The organism is Streptomyces kaniharaensis, assembly GCF_009569385.1.
In the GTDB taxonomy this organism is placed as follows: domain Bacteria; phylum Actinomycetota; class Actinomycetes; order Streptomycetales; family Streptomycetaceae; genus Kitasatospora; species Kitasatospora kaniharaensis.
In genome coordinates, this window is sequence record NZ_WBOF01000001.1 from 2,560,607 (window position 1) to 2,581,985 (window position 21,379).

Genomic DNA, 21,379 nt, shown 5'->3' on the forward strand with positions numbered 1-21,379 from the left:
GCCATCATCGCCCGCCCCGCCACCCCCGCCCCCGAGCGACACCGTGTCCATGGGGCGCGGCGGATGAGGGCTTCGCGATACGCGCCGGTGGCAGGTCAGCAGGCGGCGGTCAGATGAGGGGGCTCGGGGCCAGGGCGGGACGGACGGGGTGGGGGAGGCCGGTCCAGCAGGCGCCGTGGCGGCGGGCGCGGACGCGGCGGAGCCAGAGTTCGGTGGAGACCAGGTCGGCGAGGCCGGCGAGAGCGGTCGGGGAGAGGCCGGCGGGGTCGGTGAGGCCGGCGCGGACAGCGGAAAGGTCGATGAGGCCGGCTTCGGCGAGGAGAGGGGCGTCGAAGAGCTCGGCCAGGCCGTCGGCGGCGAGGCGCAGACCGGCGCGGGCGGGGGCGGTGCGGTCGGGGCGGGGGCCGCGGCCCCAGTCGGGTGGGAGGTCGGTGCGGCCGGCGCCGGTGAGGACGGCGCGCAGGAGGGCGTGCCGGGCGCCCGGTTGGAGGCGGATGTCGTCGGGCAGCAGCCGGGCGGCGCGGACCACCTGGTTGTCCAGGAAGGGGGCGTGGAGCCGCTGGCCGGGCTGTTCGGCGGCGTGGACGAGGGTGCGGAAGGAGCGCGCGTGCCGATAGAGGGCGTGCCGGGCCCGTCGCGCGCCGGGGTGTTCCTCGGGCGCCGGTCTGCGCGCCGCCAGTCGCAACCGGAGCGCGACCGCGGAGAGCGCGTCGTCGGAGAGCCAGCGGGCGGCGGGCCCGGGGACGCACCAGGCGAGGTCGCCGGCCGAGCGGTGGCCGGCCGTACCGGCACCGCCGGAGATGTGGCGAGCGGTCAGCTTGGCGGCGGCGTCGTCGAGCGCCTCCGCGTACCGGATCCGGGAGAGCCGGTGGGCGGCCCGGACCACGGTGAGCGGGGTGCGCAGCGCGCCGGTGAGGACCCCGGCGGCGGCCCGGTCGGCGCCGGCCAGTGCGGCGACCGGGGGCAGGAGTTCGCGCGGCCGGCCGGCCCGGAGGAGGTCGGCGAGCCGGGCCGGGTGGCCGTCCAGGACCTGCCGGGCGCCGTAGCCGGTGAGGTGGTCGGTGCCGCCGGCGTCGAAGCGGGCCCGGGCGCGGGCGGCGACGACGAGCTCGGGGCCGGGTTCGTCGGTGAGCGGCCCGTGCGGGTCGGTGCCCAGGCCGGCGTAGGGCAGGGTGTCCGGGCCGGGGTCGAGCACGGTGTGCCGCAGCCGGGGGGTGTCGGGGGCGAGGGCGAGGGTGGCCGGGGATTCGGTCTCGTCGAGGGTGACGGCGGCCAACTGCTCGGGCGCAGGGGGCTCGTGGACGGCAGCGCGCGCCCAGGAACCCTTCACCGCGCCGGTCCGCGCGCTGTTTCGTCCGCCGGTCCTGAGGGCGGGCAGCCCGTCCGGAGCGGCGGCCGGGGCCGGAAGCGGCACCGCGGCGGCGAGCAGGGCGACCGTCGCGGACGCGGTGCCGTACGACAGGTCGACGCCCAGCCGGGCGCGTGCGCTGCCCCGTGGCGCGGGCACGGTGGTGCGGACCCGGGAGCGGACGGATTCCAGGAGGGCGCGGGTGAGTTCGCGGACGGCGGGCGCCTCGCCGCGCAACTGCTCGCCGCTGCCGCCGGGCTCGTCGTAGGCGTCGACGTAGGGCCTGCCGTCGCGGACGGCGAGCACGTGGCCGGGCGGCACCCGCTGGACGCCCGAGTACGGGGTGCCGGTGCCGAGCGCTTCGGGCGACTCCGGGCAGGCCAGCCGGGCGGCGAGGTGGCCGGTGTCCAGGGACGCGCCGACCAGGTCGGCGAGCGGGAGGGCGGCGGTGGCGTACGCGGTGCCGCCGCACCAGGGCGTGTGGAAGGCCGGCTGGGCGCCGGCCAGGTCGGTGAGCAGCAGGGTGGAGCGGGTGCCGGTGCGCAGCACGACGGTGTAGCTGCCGGGCCAGGCGGTGAGATGGCGGACGGCGCCGCCGCGGGCGGCGGCGAGGCCGGCGGCGAGTTCGGCGTCGGTGGCTCCGCAGTGGCCGAGGACGGCGAGCCGGGTGGTGGCGGGGGTGTCCTCGACCGGGTCGGGCGCGGTGAAGCCGGTGGTCACGGCGGCCGGGGCGCCGGGGCGGAGGGTGGCCAGGCGGATCTCCTCGGGCCGCCAGTCGCCGACGGCCCAGAGCGGGTTGGGGCCGGTCCACAGGGGGCGCGCGGCGATCGGCGCGACCGTGCCGATCGCCTCGTGCGCCGGTTCGCCCGCCCGGAGCGGGCCCGTGCTCCAGCCCGTCAACCACCGCATCGCGCCTCCACCGGACGAGGACCTGCCGCCGTTCGGCGCGTCCGCCGCCGGGCGGCCCGTGTCAGCCCGTGGCGTGCCGTGGCGGCTGTCCGGTCCGTTCCGGCGCGCCGTCAGGAGACATCGTGCCACCGGTTGGCGCCATGGAGACCGGTGTTGTCGGTTCCGGTTCCGTGCCCCGCCGTTGCGGGCCGCCGCGCGCCCGCCTCCGGGGCACGGCCGGATCCGTTCGGTGGGCCCGTCGCGTGCGGTCTGCCGCCGGCGGGCCGGGCCTCCCCCTCCTCGGCCCGGACCGCCCGCGAGGACGCCTTTGGCATGGGCATCGCGAGATGGCCGAAAGGCGTCGCTCGGCCCGGGAGGGCATCCGCATGCCCTCCCGGACGTCGCCGCCGCCCGCGGGGATTGAGGCGGCGGCATCCCCCGGCCCGCCGGGTCCTCGACGGCGGGCCGACCCACGACCACCAGCGAATCGCCGAGCAGCCGGTCGGGCCAGGGGGCACGGCCGGGCGCACATGGACACGGGACCGGAGCACGACGCTCCGGCGCGCGGCATCCCCGACGCGTTCCGGGCGGTCCGGACCAAGCCCCGCGAACCACCCCGGGCCGGGCCGCCGGGCGCGCGATCCCGCCATCCGGAATGGGGCCTCTTAACCGTCGGAACGCGTCCGACTACTCTAGGTACAGCAGCTACGGCCCGGTGCCGCCCGGGCCCCGCGCACAAGGCCGCAGGAGGTGCCGCCGCCACCATGACCGTCAGCCCACGTGGACCGAACGAACGGCTCGGCACGCTCCTGAATCTCGCCCAGATCAGCAACGCGGGGCTGGCCCGCCGGGTCAACGACCTCGGCGCCCAGCGCGGGCTGACGCTGCGCTACGACAAGACCTCGGTGGCGCGCTGGGTCGGCAAGGGCATGGTCCCGCAGGGGCCGGTCCCGCACCTGATCGCCACCGCCATCGGCGGCAAGCTCGGCCGGCCCGTCCCGCTGGAGGAGATCGGCCTCGGCGACACCGACCCGGCGCCCGAACTCGGTCTGGCCTTCCCGCGCGACGTCGCCGAGGCGGTCCGCTCGGCCACCGACCTCTGGCGGGTCGACCTCGACCTGCGCCGCGGCCAGGGCGGCGGGCGCTGGAGCGACAGTCTGGCCGGCACCTTCTCGGTCGCCGCCTACGCGACGCCCGTCTCCCGCTGGCTGATCACGCCGGCGGACGGCTCGGTGGCCCGCGAGGCATCGCGCGCCGCCAGCGAGACGACCTCCTACCGGGTCGGCCACTCGGACGCCGCCAAACTCCGCGAGGCGGCCCAGGAGGCGCGCCGCTGGGACTCCAAGTACGGCGGCGGGGACTGGCGTTCGTCCATGGTGCCGGAGTGCCTGCGGGTGGAGGCCGCACCGCTGCTGCTCGCCTCGTACAGTGACGCCGTCGGCCGGGCGCTGTTCGGCGCGACCGCCGAACTCACCAGGCTGGCCGGGTGGATGGCCTTCGACACCGGGCAGCACGAGGCCGCCCAGCGCTACTACATCCAGGCCCTGCGGCTTGCCCGGGCCGCCGCCGACGTGCCGCTCGGGGGCTACGTGCTCGCCTCGATGAGCCTGCAGGCCGGCTACCGGGGCTTCGCGGAGGAGGCGGTCGACCTCGCCCAGGCCGCCCTGGAGCGCAACCGGGGCCTCGCCACCGCGCGGACGATGAGCTTCTTCCACCTGGTGGAGGCACGGGCCCAGGCCAAGGCCCGCAACGCCGCGGCGTCCGCGACGGCGCTCGGCGCGGCGGAGAGCGCACTCGAACGATCGCGCGCCGGGGATCCCGATCCGGCGTGGATCGACTTCTACGCCTACGACCGGCTCGCCGCCGACGCCGCCGAGTGCTTCCGCGACCTCGGAGTGCCCTCCAAGGTCCGGCAGTTCACCCGCGAGGCGCTGGCCAAGCCCACCGAGGGCTTCGTCCGCTCGCACGGCCTGCGGCTGGTGGTCTCGGCGATGGCCGAGGCCGAGGCGGGCAACCTGGACGCCGCGGTCGCCGCCGGCGAACGCGCCGTCGAGGTGGCCGGCCGGATCTCCTCCCAGCGCAGCCGCGAGTACGTGGTCGAGATGCTGCGCCGCCTGGAGCCGTACCAGAGCGAGCGCCGGGTACGGGAGTTGACGGAAAGGGCGCGTGCGGTGATCGTCGCGCCGGCGTGACGGCGCGGGACCCGACGATAAATGGGATGCACCTGCGAGAGGGGCCTGGCTAAGGTCTCTCTCGTCCAGGTGCGCAGGCAGAGGTTACTTCCACTCTTAATGGGCGTGTCGCGGGTTCGAGTCCCGCCGCCGGTACTCCGTGCCGGTGTAGCTCAGTCGGTAGAGCAGCTATGTCACCTCAGCCGCCTTCGACCTCTGGACACCTACACGTGAATAGAATTCCGCACCTCCCGGTGCGACGGCAGCGGTTACTTCTGTGGAGTGCCTCCAGCGAGGCGCGGTGAAGCTGAGTTTCCATCGACCGCGGCCGACTTTGATCTCGGGAGGCAGAGCGCTTCGGAGTGCCCGGTGCGCAGGCGGGGGTTACTTCGGATCTTGCGGTTCCGGGTTCAAGTCCCGGGCGGCCGTACGTGAGTGCGGCCGGTAGCTCAATTCGGAAGAGCACAAGGCATACAAACCTCCGCCGACGTCGGCCGTCAGGCCGGCATGATCTCGGGCACCCCTTCCTCCGACGTGCCTCCCTCCCGCTTCATGTTCCACCAGCAGGCCAGGGGGGCTTCGCCATGTCTCGATTCAACGTCCGCAAGGCCAAGGCCGCACCGGCCTCGCCCGTGTCCACCACCGGCCGGCGGACCACCAACCACAACGGCGGCCCCGGCTTCGTCCGGGACCGCAAGTCCGAGCTCTTCCTCCTCGCGATCGCCAACATGGTCGGCCAGGACACCTTCTACGAGCGCGGCGGCGACCGCGACGACCGCTACACCGCGCTGGTGCGCGAACTCGCAGTCGCCGATCCGGAGTGGACCCTCGGGCTGCTGCGCTGGCTGCGCCACGGCGCGCACATGCGCACCGCCGCGCTGGTCGGCGCCGCCGAGTTCACCCGCGCCCGGCTGGACGCGGGCGCCCACGGCTTCTCCCGGCAAGCCGTCGACGCGGTGCTGCAGCGGGCCGACGAGCCCGGCGAGCTGCTCGCGTACTGGACCTCGCGCTACGGCCGGGCCCTGCCCAAGCCGCTCAAGCGCGGCGTCGCGGACGCCGCCCGCCGCCTCTACAACGCCCGCTCGCTGCTCAAGTACGACACCGCCGGAAAGGGCTACCGCTTCGGCGACGTCCTGGAGCTGACGCACCCCTCGCCGGACCCGGAGAAGCCGTGGCAGGGCGCACTGTTCGCGTACGCGCTGGACCGCCGGCACCGGCCGGAGGAGGCCGTCCCGCCGGCGACCGACCGGCTGCTGACCGCCAACCGCGAGCTGCTCGCGCTGCCGGTCGGCGAGCGCCGGGCGGCCGTCACCGCAAAGGACGGCACCGAGCGGCTGGCCGCCGCCGGGCTGACCTGGGAGGCGCTGGCCGGCTGGCTGCAGGGTCCGCTGGACGCGCCGGTCTGGGAGGCCGTCATCCCGTCGATGGGCCCGATGGCGCTGGTGCGGAACCTGCGCAACTTCGACCAGGCCGGGGTGTCGGACGTCGTCGCGGCCGAGGTGGCCCGGCGGATCGCCGACCCGGACGAGGTGCGGCGCTCACGCCAGTTCCCGTTCCGCTACCTGGCCGCGCACCGGCACGCGCCCTCGCTGCGCTGGGGGCATGCCCTGGAGACCGCGCTCGGCCACTCGCTCGCCAACGTGCCCGAGCTGCCCGGCCGGACGCTGATCCTGGTGGACCGCTCCGGCTCGATGTTCGACCGCTCAGGCGGCCCGACCCAGCTCAACCGGGCCGACTCGGCGGCGATCTTCGGCACCGCGCTGAAGATCCGGGCGGCCGAGGCGGACCTGGTCGAGTTCGGCACCACGAGCCGGGTGGTCGAGGTCGGCCGCGGCGAGGCGGTGCTGCGGGTGCTGGAGCGCTTCACCAGCCTTGGCGGCACCAACACCGCCGACGCCGTCCGGGCGCACTACCGCGGCCACGACCGGGTGGTCATCGTCACCGACGAGCAGACCGGCCCCGGGCGCTGGGGCGGCGACCCACTGGCCGCCGTCCCGGCGCACGTGCCCGTCTACACCTGGAACCTGGCCGGCTACGCCACCGGCCACGGCCCCAGCGGCGGCGCCCACCGGCACAGCTTCGGCGGCCTCAGCGACGCCGCCTTCCGCCTGATCCCGCTCCTGGAGGCCGGGACCAGCGCCGACTGGCCCTGGGAGGTGTAGCAGTCGACGGTGCGTGGGGTCGGAGGCCCTGCGCACCAGGACACGGCCTGGCGGGGGGCCGGCGGTGGCGCGCGGGCGGGGGGCCAACGTGTCACCGCCGCTGCCAGGCGGGGGGACGGCGGTGGCGCGCAGGGTCGGGGGCCCGGCGCGCCACCATGCCGTCGTACGAGGTGGGCGGCACACACTGCCGCCCACTTCGGCGTGCCCGGCCCGCGTACCGCCGCGGCCGACCGGAGAGAGGCGAGCAGCGCTCGCGCGGTGGAGCCTTGACGGGCCGACCGACGCGCGAGGCGCGACAACCGCTCTGCGCGGCCTCGACCCCCGGTGCGTGCCGTGGCAGCATCGGCGGCAGGCGGGGGCGGGGCGGACTGCGAGGAGTGGGCGGTGGCGTACGACTTCGACGTGCTGGTGGTGGGCGGCGGGATCGTCGGGCTGGCCACGGCGTACGCGCTGACCAGGGCCAGGCCCGGGCTGCGGCTCGCGGTGCTGGAGAAGGAGCCCGGCTTCGCCGCCCACCAGACCGGACGCAACAGCGGGGTGATCCACAGCGGCGTCTACTACCGGCCCGGCTCGTACAAGGCCCGTTTCGCCGTGGCGGGCGCCGCCGAGCTGGTGGCGTTCTGCCGCGAGCACGGCATCCCGTACGAGGTGACCGGCAAGCTGATCGTGGCCACCGACGACGCCGAGCTGCCCCGGCTGGCGGCGCTGGCCGAGCGCGGCCGGGCGAACGGCATCCCGGTCGCCGAGCTGGACCGGGCCGGGATCGCGTGCCACGAGCCGGAGGTCCGCGGTCTCGCCGGGCTGCACGTCGGCACCACCGGCATCTGCGACTTCCCGGCCGTCGCGACCACGTACGCCCGGCTGGCCCGGGAGGCCGGCGCGGAGCTGCGGACGGGCTGCGAGCTCCGGGCGGTGGCCCGGCGGGCGGACGGGGTGACGGTGCGGACCTCCACCGGAGAGCTGCGCTGCCGGGTGCTGGTGAACTGCGCCGGGCTGCACAGCGACCGGATCGCCCGGCTGGCCGGGGACGACCCGGGGGTGCGGATCGTGCCGTTCCGCGGCGAGTACTACGAACTTGCCAAGGAACGCCGGGAGTTGGTGCGCGGCCTGGTCTACCCGGTGCCCGACCCGGCGTTCCCCTTCCTCGGCGTGCACCTCACCCGGGGCATCCACGGGGACGTGCACGTCGGCCCGAACGCGGTGCCCGCGCTGGCCCGCGAGGGGTACGGCTGGCGGACCGTCGACCCGCGCGACCTGGCCGGAACGCTCGCCTTCCCGGGCACCTGGCGGATCGCCCGGCGGCACTGGCGCCAGGAGGTCGGCGAGCTGCACCGCTCACTGTCCAAGCGGGCCTTCACCACGGCCGTCCGGCGGCTGCTGCCCGCCGTGACCGCCGACGACCTGGTGCCGGCCGCCGCCGGGGTGCGGGCGCAGGCCGTCGCCCGGGACGGCTCGCTCCTGGACGACTTCGCCTTCGCCGGCTTCGACCCGGACGACCCGCGCTCCCCCCGCCGCCTGGTGCACGTCCTGAACGCCCCCTCCCCCGCCGCGACGGCCTCGCTGCCGATCGGCCGGGAGGTGGCCCGCCGGGCGCTGGCCGCGCTGGAGGCCGGCGGATGAGTCCCGAACGAGCCCCGTGATGGGCCCGGTCACGGCGCTCCCCCGGCGCTCGGCCGGGTGGGGGTACCCGGCGCCGTAGACTCGGGGGATTGTGACTGCCACCGCCCCCATTCCTCAGCAATCGCCGTCCGCCCGCCTGTCCGCCGCGCCGGCCGGCTACCCCGCGCCGATGTACCCGCACAAGGCGACCGAGGCCCAGCACCGCGAGCGGCGCATCCGCAGCTTCCAGCCGCGCCGGGGCCGGATGACCAACGCCCAGGCGGGCGCCCTGGACCGGAGCTGGGAGACCTACGGCATACCGATCGACGGCAGCCCGCTCGACCTGCGCGAGCTGTTCGGTGAACTGCCGGTCACGCTGGAGATCGGCTTCGGCATGGGCGAGACCACCGCCGCGATGGCCGCCGCCGACCCGGCGACGGGCATCCTCGCCGCCGACGTCCACACCCCCGGCCACGGCAACCTGCTCGGCCTGCTGGAGCGCGACGGCTCCGAGAACGTTCGGCTGGCCGCCGGCGACGCCGTCATCCTGCTGCGCGACATGCTGCCGGACGCCTCGCTGGCCGGACTGCGGGTCTACTTCGCCGACCCGTGGCCCAAGCCCAAGCACCACAAGCGCCGGCTGGTCCAGCCGTCCTTCCTCGACCTCGTCCTGCCGCGCCTCGCCCCCGGCGCCCTGGTGCACTGCGCCACCGACTGGGAGCCGTACGCCGAGCAGATGCTGGCCGTGCTCTCCGCCTCGCCGGAGCTGGAGAACCTGCACCCCGAGGGTGACGGGAGCGGCTGGCTGGAGCCCGCGGACCACCCGGACGGCAGCATCCCCGGGTACGCGCCGCGGCCCGAGTGGCGGCCCGTCACCAAGTTCGAACGGGCCGGGATCGCCAAGGGCCACGTCGTCCACGACCTGCTGTTCCGTCGCCGCTGAGCTCTCGAAGGCCATTCGAACGGCCCATTTCCAGGTGATCGACGGGCCCGACGCGGCGTGGACGATACGTCCCGAGTCCTCCCGACGGGCCCGTGCGGTGGCCTACCCTGTGCCGGGTGAGCAGCCCGTCCGGCGGGTTCCAGGCCACCGTCCAGGCCGCCGCTGACGCACCGGAGGCGGCCCTGCGCACCGGAGGCACCCGGACCATCCCGGGGCCACGGAGGCGCCGGGCCCACCGGCTCCTGCCCTGGCCGCGCGGATCCACCCCGGCCGCTCCATCCGCCGCCCTCCCCCGGCGCATCCGCTCGCTGGCGATCTCCTCCGTCACCGCGACCGCCGTCCTGACCCTGGCCGGCTGCGGGGTCCTGATCCTGCACCTGGTCCGGCGGCAGACCGGCACCACCGGGCTGCTGGTCGGCCTCGGCCTGGCCATGGTGCCGCTGCCGTTCGTGCTCGGCGGCCTCGCCTGGCTCAACCTGACCGCCCGGGTGCCGCTGCGGCACACCGTGTTCTGTCTCGGCTGGGGCGCCTTCGCGGCGACCACCGTGGCGATCCTCGCCAACAACTGGACCAGCAGCCACCTCACCGCCCACCGGGGCCCGCTCAGCGAACTGCTGGGCGCCGGCATCATCACCCCGATCATCGAGGAGACCGCCAAGGGCACCGCCCTGCTCGTCCTCCTGCTACCACTCGGGCAGCGGCTCCGATGTCGCGGTCTCCGGGACGGGCGCCCCTGCGCGCCGGTCCTGCGCCGCCTGCCGAGCCCCCGGCGCCCCCGGCCGTACGCGCGCCGGCCCGCCGGTCCGCACGCCCGGGGACGGCTGCGGCTGCGCCCCTACCTGCGCCCGCTGCCGTACCTGAGCCCCGCTCCGCCGTCCGGCGACCGCCCGCACCCCCGCTCCCGGCCGCGCACCCTGGCCGCCGGGGTGGTGCTCGGTGGGATGGCCGCCTGCGGCTTCGCCTTCACCGAGAACGCCCTCTACCTGGGCCGGGCCTTCACCAACGACCAGCAGCAGCGGCTGGACAGCATCGGCCTCGGCGAGCCGCCCAGCCTGCGCGACTTCGACAGCACCGTCCAGACCTTCGTCCTGCGCGGTCTGCTCTCCCCCTTCGCCCACCCGCTCTTCACCGCCCTGACGGGCCTGGGCCTGGCCGTCGCCCTCACCACCGGCCGCCGCTGGCTGGCCCGCCTCGCCGCCCCGGTCGGGCTGCTGCTGGCTATGACCCTGCACGGCACCTGGAACGCCGCCGCAGATCTCGGCACCCACGGTTTCCTGCTGGTGTACGCGGTGCTGATGGTGCCCTGCTTCGGCGCGCTGGTCGGCTTCGCCGCCTGGGCCAGATCCCGGACCACTCGGCATGCCGCCCGGCGCGGAGGTCGCTCGCCCGAGGCCCGGTGAAGAACGGATTTCCCATCCGGGCGACTTCCACGTATTGTTGTGTTCACCGACGCGGGGTGGAGCAGCTCGGTAGCTCGCTGGGCTCATAACCCAGAGGTCGCAGGTTCAAATCCTGTCCCCGCTACTCAGTAGCCGTAAGGCCCGGAGGATCCGTCCTCCGGGCCTTACGCGTTTGCCGGACGCGGCGCGGGCGCGGTGGGCGGCTGAGTAGTGCTCGGCCGTGAAACAGGCGTGTAACAGGACCGGATTCCAAGATCCGGGGTCCGCGGCCGAACCGATACTGAGGGAAAGTCACCCGTTCGGGCTCGGAACATCGGGCCCGGGATAGGAACCCTCATGCTCTCCAAGCGCCTTGCCGGCTCCGCTGCGATCTGCCTGCTCCTCGCAGGGGGCGCCACCGCATGCGGCGACAACAAGGACACGGGCAATGACACGGCCGCGGCCTCCTCGGCTGCGGCGACGAAGCTGGACACCGACAAACTGAGCGCGCAGGACATCCAGAAACAGACCAAGGACGCGCTGGCCTCCGCGACCTCCGTCAAGCTGAAGGGCACCGTCGCCGCCGACGACGGCGCGATGGAGTTCGACCTGGCGATGGACACCAAGAAGCAGTGCACCGGCACCGTGACCAACCCGGCGGTGGGCAAGGTCGAGATCATCAGCGACGGCAAGACCTCCTACCTGAAGCCCGAGGCCAAGTTCTGGACCGCCATCTTCGGCCCGGAGGCGGGCGCCAAGGCCACCGAGCTCTTCAAGGGCCGCTACCTGACCGGCTTCGACAGCGACCCGAAGATGCAGTCGCTCGCCTCCGCCTGCGACCTCGCCGCGCTCACCAAGAACTTCGTCGAGGGCGGGGCCAACAGCAAGCTGGAGAAGGGCTCGGCCGGCGACGTCAACGGAGTGAAGACCTTCGGCATCAAGGCGACCAACGACAAGGGCGGGCAGTCCGTGATCCACGTCGCGACCGAGGGCAAGCCCTACCCGATGCGGATCGAGAAGACCTCGGCCAAGTCCGGCACCGGCAAGGTGGACCTCACGGACTACGACAAGCCGATCACCGTGCAGGCACCGCCGGCCGACAACACGATCGACTTCGCCAAGTTCAAGGACCAGATCAAGACCGCCTGAGCACTCGCCCCGAAAAACACGTTGCCCTTCTTCGGATGGGCTGCCTAAGGTGGCCGCACACTGAAAGGAGGTGATCCTGAGTTGAGTACCATCAGGATGCGTGAGGTGGCTGCTCGCTAGAGCCGCCCCTGCCTGCGCAGGGTGGGGCCCTGAGGCCTCCGGCAGGCGAAATCCACAGCAGTCACCCAGCCCGCGGGCTCACCGGTACATCCCCGGTGCCTCGGCGCCAGGCCAGTGCACGGGCCGGCGCGGAGGAGCAGCCCGCGGGCTGTCTGCTTTTCCATCGCCTTTCCGCGATGCCTTTCCACGACGCCTTTCCATGGCACCTTTCCATGGCGTCTTATCCGCAGTGCCTTCTTTCTCGCAGTGCCTTCCTCGCGGCGCCTTCGACGTGGCCAGGGCGTGCCCGGGGCGTTCACGTGGTGGGGCCGCAGCGCTAGAGTCGGCCGGGGTTCCGGAGCGGAACGGCACGGACACAGGGGGTCAGGCGATGGTGAAGGCGCGGCGGCAGGTCGGCACGGCGGCCCTGCGGACGGCGCAGCGGATCGCGGCCGGGATCCTGCTCGGGACAGGGCTGCTCGGCCTGGTGCTGTTCGCGCTCGGCCGGGCCCAGGCCTGGCAGGCGCTGGGCGGCGGGCTGGTGGTCGCCGGGGCTTCGACGGTGCTGGGCGGTGCGCTCGGCTTCCTGTTCGGAGTGCCGCGGGTGCGCGGCGGCTCCGGCGAGCCGCAGGGCTCGTACGCGCCGAACACCAACCTGGAGCAGGTGTCGGACTGGCTGACCAAGGTGCTGCTCGGGGTCGGGCTGACCCAGCTCGGCTCGCTCGGCGAGCGGCTGCACGAGCTCGGGACGGCGCTGGCGCCCGTGCTGGGCGGGGAGGACGCGGCGGTGCCGTTCTCGGCGGCACTGGTGCTGTACTTCCTGGTCCTCGGCTTCCTGGCGGGCTGGCTGGTGACGAGGCTCGCGTTGCCGCAGGCGCTGACCGACGCGGACCACGCGCTGGACCTCTTCCTGGCCGGGCAGGACCGCGACCGGCGCGGCGACAAGGTCGGCGCGGACGACCTACGGGTGCGCGCGATGCAACAGCTCGGGCTGCTGGGCGGCAGCGCCGACCACCCGGCCATGCTGGCCGGGCAGCTGCCGCCCTCGTCGTCGTCCGCGCCGTCGGGACCGGAGAGCGTGGTGGCCGAGGTGCGGTCGACCGCGCGCCGCTCGGCACTCACCGCCGAGCAGGTGCGGGACCTGTACGCGGACGGGTCGCAGGGCCGGCGGATCCAGGCGCTCGCGCTGATGCAGGGCGATCCGGCACTGGCGGACCTGCCGAGCGTGCTGGACGCGATCGAGCATCCGCGTTCGGGCTTCGAGCAGTACCACGCGCTGCTGGCCGCCCGCGGGCTGCTCTCCCGGCTGCCCGCCGCCCAGGCGCAGCGACTGCGGGACGCGGTGGCGGGGCAGTTGGTGCTGCCGGACGGGATTCCGTACGGCTCGGACCGGAGTTGGCTGGCGGAGAAGATCCTCTCCCGGCTGGAGGCGACGCCGTTCCTTCCGCAGCAGCAACAAGAACCCGCCGTTCCGGCTCCGGGTCAGAAATCCTAGACCGTGAAGCGCAGTTCGGGCTGATCCCAGCGGGTCTTGGCCCGCACGGGGATGGTGTCGGGGCACGCGGCCCGACGGCGGCGGTCCGCGGCCCGCAGTAGCAGGACGCGACGGGTGCGGCCGTCCTCGGCCCGGGGGAACCGGCGGATCTCGCTGGCGATGCGGTGCTCCCCGAGCGCATACCGCAGGGAGTCGAGGTGGCCGCAGCCGCGGCCGTGGCCGTCGTGCAGCGGGTGGACGCGCACCTCGCCGTCCGCGGCGGTCACCCGGACCAGCTCCACCAGGGCCTCCAACTGCCGCCGCGGGCCGAAGCGTTCGGGATAGGCGAAGAGCAGGTAGCCGCTCAGGGTGAGGGCGAACGCCCCGTCCGCGAACGGCAGCCGGGGCAACGCGGCGGCCACGTACTGCTCGGGGTGGGCGGCCGAGTCGGCGGTGTACAGCCGACGGGCGCGGTCCCAGCTGCGCAGGTAGCGGTCGTACGGGCGGCGCCGGGCGGGCGGGTACAACTCGGGGCGGGCGGCCATCGCGGAGGCCATCACCGCCCGGGCGGCCCGTGCTTGGGCGGCGACCTCGGACGGAGGCAGGGCGTAGGCCGGGTCGGCGGCGATCACGTGGCAGCCGAGCGTGCGGGCCTCGGCGGGCAGCCCGGCCGCGCCGCCCGGGCAGTCGAGCACCGGGCCGGGCAGGGCGGCGAGCGCGGCGCGGGTGAGGCCGAAGAGCCCGCAGTACTCGTCCAGCGGGCGGGAGGTGACCAGGAGGCCCGGTTCCACGGCGAGGGTGTCGTCGGCCACCTGGCCATCCGAACACGGGCCGGCCCCGCCCGCATCCGGACCGGGTCCGGAGCAGGGGCGGGGCCGTCGCCGTACGCCGGGTTCAGCGGCCGAGCAGGCCCTGGGCGGCCGCCCGGTTGACGTTGGTCAGGCCGCGGACCAGCTGCGCACCGAGCAGGACGATCAGCAGGCCGGCCACCGACAACGCGGCGATCTGCCCGGTGCCCTGGATGTAGTAGACGTGCTCCACGTTCCCGCTGTCCCAGTAGTCGAACACGCGGTAGCCGGGCCAGGAGACGTACGTCGGGAAGACCCAGTGGTACAGCGGGTAGAGCAGCATCGCCCAACCGAGCAGCTGGAACACGACGGTCAGCACGAAGCCGAGCACCGCCCACGGGAACATCAGCACCTGGTACAGCACGGCCTTCCACCCGGCCGCGTCCGCCATCCGCGCGGTGATCGCACCCCAGGTGCCCGGCCGGACCTGCCGCACCGGCGCGGGGCCGGGCACGTCCAGGGCCAGCATGCTCCGGACACGGGCCCGCTCCAGCCGGCCGAAGCCGCGGGCGGCGGCCGTCAGCCCGGCCAGCACGGGCAGGCCGAGCACGGTGACGAAGGTGCCGAGGCCCAGCGAGAAGAGCGTGATCGCGACGGAGAAGCCGACGACCGCCACCGGCAGGCCCGTGAGCACATAGCCGACCTCGCGGTAGTGGTGCGCGGAGAACGGCGCCCGCCAGAACGGCGGCGGCTCCTCCGACCGGCGGACCCGGGCGGTGCTGAGGCCGTCGCCGTGGCCGCCGAGGACGTCCTGCGCGAGGTCCTGCATGGTTCGGCTGCTGCTCATGTACCCGGCCCCTGTCTGGTGTCCGTTCCCAGTTGCTGACTTCTTCAGTCTCGTCGGGCAGCGGGTCGGGCAGTATCCGGAGGCCTGGCGGATCGGGGGTGGGGTTAACCCCCTCCCGGGATCGACGGCCCAACCGGGGTCGACTACCTCCCGGGCTCAACGACCCGTCTGCGGCCACTCGTCGGCGAGCAGCGAGTACAGGTACGAGTCGGACCAGACGCCGTCCTTGAGGAGGTCGTGCCGGATCCGCCCCTCCAGCCGGAATCCCCGCTTGGTGAGCACCCTGGCGGAGGCCGCGTTGTCGACGTCCACCCGGGCGGCCAGCCGGTGCACGCCGAGGGAGCCGAAGGCGAGGTCGCACAGCAGCGCGACGATCTCGCCCGCGTAGCCGAGACCCCAGACGTCGCGGCACAGCACGTACCCGAGGGTGGCGGACCGGTACGCGCCGAGGGTGAGGGAGGCGTGGGCGACCGGGGCGGCGTCCGCCGGATCGTCGGCGTCGGCGCGCCGGATGACGGCGAGCCGGTAGGTGTCCCGCTCCTCCGCCATGGCCTCCTCCAGGTAGAGGGCGATCTGGTCCGCGCAGGTCTCGCGGTCGCGCGGTCCGAAGGGGAGGTACCGGGTGACCTCCGGGTCGCCGAACAGCGCGTGCAGCGCGTCCACGTCGCCCGGGGTGTGGTGGTACTCGCGGATGGCCAGCCTGGGGCCGACGAGTCGTACGGGGACCATGGTTGCCGACCCTACCCCCGGCCAGCGGTTACCGTTCGGGCTATGAACGACGACGACCTGCGGCTCGCCCCGCGCACCAAGGCCGCCGACCTGCTCGCCTGGGCGGCGGCGGAGGGCCGCACCCCGGTGGCCGAGGCGCCGCTGCGCGCGGTGCTGGCGCTGCTGGAGCTGGGCGAGGGCAGGATGCACGACGGCTGGCCCGAGCTGACCTCCGACGCGGTGGAGCACCTCCTGTACGAGCGGCTCTACCTGTACGTCCAGCCCGCCCCGGACGAGGACCCGCTGGCGTACGGCGCGGCCGTGCGCCTGCTGATCGACCACCAGCGCGCGGCCAAGCGGCTCAACGCCAAGCGCCAGCAGCGGCTGCACGCCGAGGCCGAGTGGCAGGGCGAGGTCGCGGCGGGGCTGCTGCGCCGGGCCGACCTGGTGACCTGGCCCCGGCTGTACGCGCTGCTGCTGCACGCGCACGGGGTGGACGTCGCGGACGAGGCGGCGGTGCGGGACTGGCTGGCCGGTTTCCGGGAGCTGGCGGAGGAGGAACGGCTGGCCGCGTTCGCCGCGCTGGTGCCGGCCGGGTGGCTGGACGACCCGGACGAGCAGGGCTGGGGCCCGGCCCGGGTGCTCTCGGTCGGCATGGCCACGGACGGCGCGCGGCTGCTGCTGGAGCAGGGCCTGATGCGGCGCAGCTACCGCAACCTGGCCGAGCTGACCGCGCTGGGTCGGCCGATGCCGGACGAACTGGCCGGTGACTTTGGGGAGTTCGAGGAGGCGGCGGCGGAGGAGGCGCTCGCGCTGTACGGCGAGTGGACGGTGCCCGGGCTGCCGCGGTTGCTGGTGGCGGAGTTCCCGGAGCTCGCGCCCGAGCCGGGGCAGGCGGAGATCGACGCGTACCTGGCGCAGCTCCCGGAGGGGCCCGCGGAGGAGTGACGCGAGCAGGCCCCGGCCTGGTGGCCGGGGCCTCTCGGGATGCGTCAGGGCCTCTTGCGGTGTGTCAGGGGGTGCGTCAGGGGTTGAGGCCGTGCTGCTGGAGCCAGGTCTCCGGGTCGACCGGGGCGCCGCCGCCCGGGCGGACCTCCAGGTGCAGGTGCGGGCCGGTGACGTTGCCGGTGGCGCCGACCTTGCCGATCTGCTGGCCGGAGGCGACCTGGCCGGTGCCCTTGATGATCGAGGAGAGGTGGCAGTACCAGATCTCGGTGCCGTCGGGCAGCGTCTCGACGATCCGGTAGCCGTACGAACCGGCCCAGCCGGCCGAGGTGATGGTGCCCTGGCCGACCGCGAGGACCGCGGTGCCGGTGTCGGCGGCGAAGTCCAGGCCGGTGTGCAGGTGGGCCCAGTAGCGGGCGCTCTGGCCGTAATGGGCGGAGAGGTTGTAGTCGCGCACCGGCAGGGTGAGGGCGGCGGCCTTGGCCTTCTCGGCCTTGTCGGCCTCCTCGGCGGCGGCCTTCCTGGCCTCGGCCCCCTTGGCGGCGGCCTTGGCCTCCGCCTCCTGCGCGGCCTGCACGCGGGCGCTCTCCTCGGCGGCGGTGCGCTGGCTGTCGGCCTGCTGCTGGATGCGGGCGGCGAGCGCGAGGCCGGGGTCGGCGGAGAGGCCGACCGGGGTCTCGTCCGGGGCCTCGATGGCGGGCGCGGCGGCCGGGGTGGCGGAGGTGAAGCCGGTGGCGCCCAGGGTGGCGGCGACGGCGGTGACGCCGAGCAGCGGGGCGGTGCCGCGGGTCTGACGCGGCATCCGGTGCCGGTTGACCTCGGCCTCCGGGCCGGCGAACTCGCTTTCGGCCGGGCGGGGTTGATCCAGGAGCTGGGTACCGGCTGCGGGGCCGGCGGGGTGTGCCGGGGTGTGCGTCGACGCCACGGAGGCGCGCTCCTTTCCTTCCTTCGCGCCTACCGGGTTAGCTGACGGGTTCGGAGCAGGAAGGTCTCCTACGGCCGGGCCGGAGCCCTGCCGATTCACCCCAGGGAAGGTGGTTCCCCGGCTCCCTGGCCTGCCCGGAGGCCGGCCGGCGGGATTAGGCGACGGCGCACGGTGCCGTCTGGATACGGCGTTGACGACCGCGCTGCGTTATCAAACGTTAATCCTAGGAGCCCCTGATTCCAAGCCATCCGCCAGGGACGGCCGGTGACAGCTCGGGCGGCTTGCACTCTATGGCCGATTTGCCGCCCTTGACCACCCCTGACACCACTAGTGTGATCGGACGTCAACGAACGAACCGCCATCTGAGTACTTCTACTCATGTGCGGCCGGCCGGACCGCCACCATCCTGACGCCATGAACGCACCGATGCAGTCACACACCACGGCCGCGTACTACGTCCAGGCCGTGCTCTCCTTCGCCCTGTCCGGCACCGCCCTCGCCGTCGGAATCGCCTACCTGCCGGTCGGGGCCTGGACCCGGGCATTCCTCGCGCTCGGCCTGCTCTACACCGTCACCTCCTCGTTCACGCTCGCCAAGGTGATCCGCGACCGGCAGGAGTCCAACGAGATCGTCACCCGGGTGGACCAGGCCCGGCTGGAGAAGCTGCTCAGCGAGCACGACCCGTTCAAGGTCGAGGGGGCCTGAGGGCGGTCGGGGGCCTGAGGGCGCTCGAGGAGAGGCCTTGACGGCTAAGGCTATTAGCCTTAGCTTTATGGCTATCGGCAGCAACGCCGATGCCCCGCAGCAGCGGACCGAGGAGGCCCACCATGAACGGCACCCCCGCCCCGAGCACCCAGTTCCTCGACGTCCCCGGCGGCCGACTGGCCTTCGACGACACCCGGCAGGGCGACGGCGCCCCCGTCGTCCTGCTCCCGGGGATGCTCGACACCCGGGCCGCGTACCGGCACCTCCGCCCCCTGCTCACCGCCGCCGGCCGTCGCGTCATCACCATGGACCTGCGCGGCTTCGGCGAGTCCTCGATCGTCTGGGACGACTACACCCCGGCCGCCATCGCCACCGACGTCCTCGCACTGCTCGACCACCTCGGCATCGAGCGCGCCGTTCTGGTCGGCAGCTCGTACACCGGCGCGACCGTCGTCAAGGTCGCGGGAGACGCCCCCGAGCGGGTCGCCGGGATCGTCCTGCTCGACTCCTTCGTCGAGAACCCCCCGCAGAACGCCCTCATGCGCGGCGTCGTCCGCGTCATGGGCACCATGCTCGTCCACTGGCCCGCCTTCTGGGGCTTCTACCAGCGCAAGCTCGCCTACCCGGGCGCCAGGCCCGCCGACTTCGACGCATACGTGAACGGGCTGGTCGCCGCGATGCGCACCCCGGGCAGGAAGACCGCCACCCGCGGCCACGTCAGCGGCGACGCCGCGCCGGTCGGCTGGACGGCCGCCGTGCGGTGCCCGGCGCTGGTCGTCATGGGGAGCAAGGACCCCGACTTCCCGAAGCCGGAGGCCGTCGCCGACCGGCAGGCCGCGGCGCTCAACGCCCGGAAGGTGATGATCGAGGGATCGGGGCACTACCCGATGGCCGACAACCCGCGGGCCACCGCCGACGCCCTGCTGGCCTTCCTCGCCGAAACCGCCTGATCGCCGGCCGCCGCCACACCTCACGGAGAGACCGAACCATGCCCCGAGTCGGACTGACGCCCGAGCAGGTCGTCGACCACGCCCTCGCCCTCATCGACGAGCAGGGCCCCGACGGACTCACCCTCGCCGCCGTCGCCGCCCGGGCGGGCGTCGCCACCCCCTCGCTGTACAAGCACGTCAGCGGCGGCCTCGCCGAACTGCGACGGCTCATAGCGGTCCGGGTCACCGAGGAACTGGGCGCCCGCCTCGCCGACGCCGCCGTCGGCCGCAGCGGGGACGACGCCGTCACCGCCCTCCTCCGCGCCTACCACGCGTACGCCACCGAGTACCCGCACCGCTACAACGCCCTCCCGCAGGCGCCGCAGCCCGACGACGACCTCAGCCAGGCCGCGGCCCGGCTGGTCGGGGTGATCGTCGCGGTCCTGCGGGAGTACGGCCTCGAAGGCTCCGAGGCCATCCACGCCGCGCGGACCGTCCGCTCCCTCGCCCACGGCTTCGCCTCCCTCTCCATCGCCGGCGCCTTCCGACTCGCCGAAGACCTGACCACCACCCAGGACCGCCTCATCACCACCCTCACCAGCGGCCTCCACACCTGGCCCAAACCCAACTGAGGCGCGCAGGAAGTCGACCCCGCCGACTTCCTGCGCCGAAGGCCACCTCGAACAGTGGGTGCCAGCGCCGCCCAACGGCCGGCACGAAAGTCGGACGGGCGACTCGCCGGCGAAGTCGCTCGGGGCGAACGGCCCCGGGGCCTGGCTGCATCGTCGACCGGGCCACGGCCCAGCGCGAGAAGTCGGCCCCGCCGACTTCTGGTGCGACAGGCCGGAGATGCCAGGGCCGGGGAATCGTTTCTGCTGGCTCCTGAGAAAGCGCGGGCGGGAGGCGCCACTGGGGCCAATGGGCGTGGGGAGAAGAGGGCGAGCCAGACGCAGGAAGTCGGAGCTGTCGACTTCTCGTGCGGGGGCGGGCGGCATGCCTCGGGCGTGGAAGTGAGGAAACGTTTCTGCGGGTGCCACGAGGGCCACGGGCGTTCGGGGAGTCGGAGATGTCGGCTTCTGGGGCTGGGGGAGGGGGTGTGGAGGAGGAGGGTGGGAGTGGAGGGGTTAGTGTGGCCGCGCTGGCTGGTGGTCATGACCGGGGACCGCCCACCGTTTCGCGGAGGTCCAGGTGCCCGCACTGATAGCGAGGGTGCGGCGCTGGTATCGGCGGGTGCTGGACGGGGATGCGCGGGCCGGGCGGGGCGCGCTGGTGGTGATGCTGGCGCTGACGGTGGTGCTCAGCGTGCTGCCGATAGCGCTCCCCTACAGCTGGCCGCCGTCGGCGCTGGTGCTGCCGCTGGTGGTCGGCGGGATGGTGCTGCCGCGCGGGCGGCTGCTGGTGCTGGTGTGTGCGGCGCTGGCGGGCAGCCTGCTGGGGGCCGTGGTGCAGGATCCGCACGCGGTGCGGGTCGGGGTGACGGTGGTGCTGATCGCGACGGGGGCGACGGTGCTGGTGGCCAACCGGTTCCGGCACCGGCTGGGCCTGCGCGGCACCCAGGGGGATTCGATGCTGCTGGAGCTGGCAGAGCACAACCGGACCCTCGCCCGGTTGCCGGACCGCCTGCTGGACTGGCACTTCGACAGCGCGGTCGCTCCGGCCGGCGGCACCTCGTTCTCCGGGGACTTCCTGCTCTGCGCCCACCGCCCCGAGGACGACCTGCTGGAGCTGCTGCTGGTGGACGTGTCGGGCAAGGGCAGCCGGGCCGCCGCCCGTTCGACGCATCTGTCGGGCGCGTTCGGGATGCTGCTGGGCCGGGTGCCGCCTGAGGCGTTCCTGCCGGCGGCCAACGATCACCTGGTCCGGATGGGCTGGGACGACCACTTCGCGACGGCCGTCCATCTCGCGCTGCGCCCGGCGACCGGCGACTACCGCCTGTTCAACGCCGGCCATCCGCCGCCCGCGCGCTACTGCCGGGCGGACGGCGGCGGCTGGGAGCTGTCCGCGCCCGGTGGCCCGGCGCTGGGCCTGCTCCCGGGTGCGCCGTATCCGGCGACGACCGGCCGTCTGGCGCACGGGGATTCGCTGGTGCTGTTCAGCGACGGTCTGGTGGAGGTGCCGGGCCGGGATCTGGACGAGGGGGTGGGCCGGCTGCTGGCTGCCGCGGAGCCGGTGGTGCGGACCCACCGCGCGCAGCAGCAGCTGTCCCGGGGCGCGGCCGAGCGGCTGGTCCGGACGGTGGCGCGGGACGTCGAGGACGACCGAACACTGGTGCTGGTGCGGCGCGTTGGGACGGCTGGGGCGCCACTGGCCGGCTGACCAC

General features: G+C 74.3%; 17 protein-coding genes, 2 tRNA genes and 1 riboswitch. Of the genes, 14 read left to right on the plus strand and 5 right to left on the minus strand.

The genetic code is table 11. The annotated features are described in order from the left end of the window. Positions 1-109: 109 nt before the first annotated feature. Positions 110-2,257 (minus strand): asparagine synthase-related protein, encoded by a 2,148-nt coding sequence (locus F7Q99_RS11650; protein WP_153461168.1) that lies wholly within the window; start codon positions 2,255-2,257, stop codon positions 110-112. 743 nt (positions 2,258-3,000) lie between these two features. Between F7Q99_RS11650 and F7Q99_RS11655 the strand changes: the two genes are divergently transcribed. The 9 genes from F7Q99_RS11655 (at position 3,001) to F7Q99_RS11695 (ending at position 13,233) form a co-directional block, all read left to right on the plus strand. Continuing rightward, positions 3,001-4,428, plus strand: coding sequence for an MFS transporter (locus F7Q99_RS11655; RefSeq protein WP_153461169.1), 1,428 nt, complete (start codon positions 3,001-3,003; stop codon positions 4,426-4,428). Positions 4,429-4,501: 73 nt separating this feature from the next. Further along, a tRNA-Ser gene (locus F7Q99_RS11660) sits at positions 4,502-4,563 on the plus strand. A 428-nt stretch (positions 4,564-4,991) separates the two neighbouring features. Continuing rightward, the gene (locus F7Q99_RS11665; protein WP_153461170.1) at positions 4,992-6,569 is read left to right on the plus strand and encodes a TROVE domain-containing protein; all 1,578 of its coding nucleotides are present in this window, start codon (positions 4,992-4,994) and stop codon (positions 6,567-6,569) included. A gap of 384 nt (positions 6,570-6,953) precedes the next feature. Next, positions 6,954-8,189, plus strand: a complete 1,236-nt coding sequence (gene lhgO / locus F7Q99_RS11670) for an L-2-hydroxyglutarate oxidase (RefSeq protein WP_326846555.1) — start codon at positions 6,954-6,956, stop codon at positions 8,187-8,189. Positions 8,190-8,280: 91 nt separating this feature from the next. Next, positions 8,281-9,111 carry a tRNA (guanosine(46)-N7)-methyltransferase TrmB gene (gene trmB, locus F7Q99_RS11675; RefSeq protein ID WP_326846556.1) on the plus strand — a complete coding sequence of 277 codons (831 nt, stop codon included), beginning with the start codon at positions 8,281-8,283 and terminating at the stop codon, positions 9,109-9,111. 116 nt (positions 9,112-9,227) lie between these two features. Further along, on the plus strand, positions 9,228-10,511 hold the full coding sequence (locus tag F7Q99_RS11680) for a PrsW family intramembrane metalloprotease (protein WP_153461171.1): 1,284 nt from the start codon (positions 9,228-9,230) through the stop codon (positions 10,509-10,511). A 50-nt stretch (positions 10,512-10,561) separates the two neighbouring features. Beyond that, a tRNA-Met gene (locus F7Q99_RS11685) sits at positions 10,562-10,635 on the plus strand. A gap of 212 nt (positions 10,636-10,847) precedes the next feature. Further along, entirely contained in the window at positions 10,848-11,639 is a 792-nt protein-coding gene (locus F7Q99_RS11690) for a hypothetical protein (protein ID WP_153461172.1), read from the plus strand. Positions 11,640-12,129: 490 nt separating this feature from the next. After that, positions 12,130-13,233, plus strand: coding sequence for a hypothetical protein (locus F7Q99_RS11695; RefSeq protein WP_153461173.1), 1,104 nt, complete (start codon positions 12,130-12,132; stop codon positions 13,231-13,233). Here the strand turns inward: F7Q99_RS11695 and F7Q99_RS11700 are convergent. The 3 genes from F7Q99_RS11700 to F7Q99_RS11710 all read right to left on the minus strand — a co-directional run bounded on the left by F7Q99_RS11700 (position 13,230) and on the right by F7Q99_RS11710 (position 15,576). After that, on the minus strand, positions 13,230-14,024 hold the full coding sequence (locus tag F7Q99_RS11700) for a hypothetical protein (RefSeq protein ID WP_153461174.1): 795 nt from the start codon (positions 14,022-14,024) through the stop codon (positions 13,230-13,232). The genes F7Q99_RS11695 and F7Q99_RS11700 overlap by 4 nt on opposite strands. A gap of 82 nt (positions 14,025-14,106) precedes the next feature. After that, complete coding sequence (locus tag F7Q99_RS11705) at positions 14,107-14,847, minus strand: sensor domain-containing protein (protein ID WP_153461175.1); 741 nt, start codon at positions 14,845-14,847, stop codon at positions 14,107-14,109. Between the two features lie 156 nt (positions 14,848-15,003). Beyond that, positions 15,004-15,576 (minus strand): GNAT family N-acetyltransferase, encoded by a 573-nt coding sequence (locus F7Q99_RS11710; RefSeq protein ID WP_153461176.1) that lies wholly within the window; start codon positions 15,574-15,576, stop codon positions 15,004-15,006. Between the two features lie 42 nt (positions 15,577-15,618). Here F7Q99_RS11710 and F7Q99_RS11715 point away from each other — a divergent pair, with 42 nt between their 5' ends. Next, positions 15,619-16,503 (plus strand): hypothetical protein, encoded by an 885-nt coding sequence (locus F7Q99_RS11715; RefSeq protein WP_153461177.1) that lies wholly within the window; start codon positions 15,619-15,621, stop codon positions 16,501-16,503. 76 nt (positions 16,504-16,579) lie between these two features. Here the strand turns inward: F7Q99_RS11715 and F7Q99_RS11720 are convergent, their stop codons facing one another. Further along, on the minus strand, positions 16,580-17,425 hold the full coding sequence (locus F7Q99_RS11720; protein WP_326846557.1) for a M23 family metallopeptidase: 846 nt from the start codon (positions 17,423-17,425) through the stop codon (positions 16,580-16,582). Positions 17,426-17,437: 12 nt separating this feature from the next. Further along, positions 17,438-17,596, minus strand: a riboswitch (cyclic di-AMP (ydaO/yuaA leader). Positions 17,597-17,839: 243 nt separating this feature from the next. Between F7Q99_RS11720 and F7Q99_RS11725 the strand changes: the two genes are divergently transcribed. The 4 genes from F7Q99_RS11725 (at position 17,840) to F7Q99_RS11740 (ending at position 21,375) form a co-directional block, all read left to right on the plus strand. Next, complete coding sequence (locus F7Q99_RS11725; protein ID WP_153461178.1) at positions 17,840-18,130, plus strand: YiaA/YiaB family inner membrane protein; 291 nt, start codon at positions 17,840-17,842, stop codon at positions 18,128-18,130. A 122-nt stretch (positions 18,131-18,252) separates the two neighbouring features. Then, positions 18,253-19,080, plus strand: coding sequence for an alpha/beta fold hydrolase (locus F7Q99_RS11730; RefSeq protein WP_153461179.1), 828 nt, complete (start codon positions 18,253-18,255; stop codon positions 19,078-19,080). A 38-nt stretch (positions 19,081-19,118) separates the two neighbouring features. Next, positions 19,119-19,691: a TetR/AcrR family transcriptional regulator gene (locus tag F7Q99_RS11735; RefSeq protein ID WP_153461180.1), complete on the plus strand. Its 573-nt coding sequence runs from the start codon at positions 19,119-19,121 to the stop codon at positions 19,689-19,691. A gap of 556 nt (positions 19,692-20,247) precedes the next feature. After that, positions 20,248-21,375, plus strand: coding sequence for a SpoIIE family protein phosphatase (locus F7Q99_RS11740; RefSeq protein WP_153461181.1), 1,128 nt, complete (start codon positions 20,248-20,250; stop codon positions 21,373-21,375). The last annotated feature ends 4 nt before the right edge of the window (positions 21,376-21,379 follow it).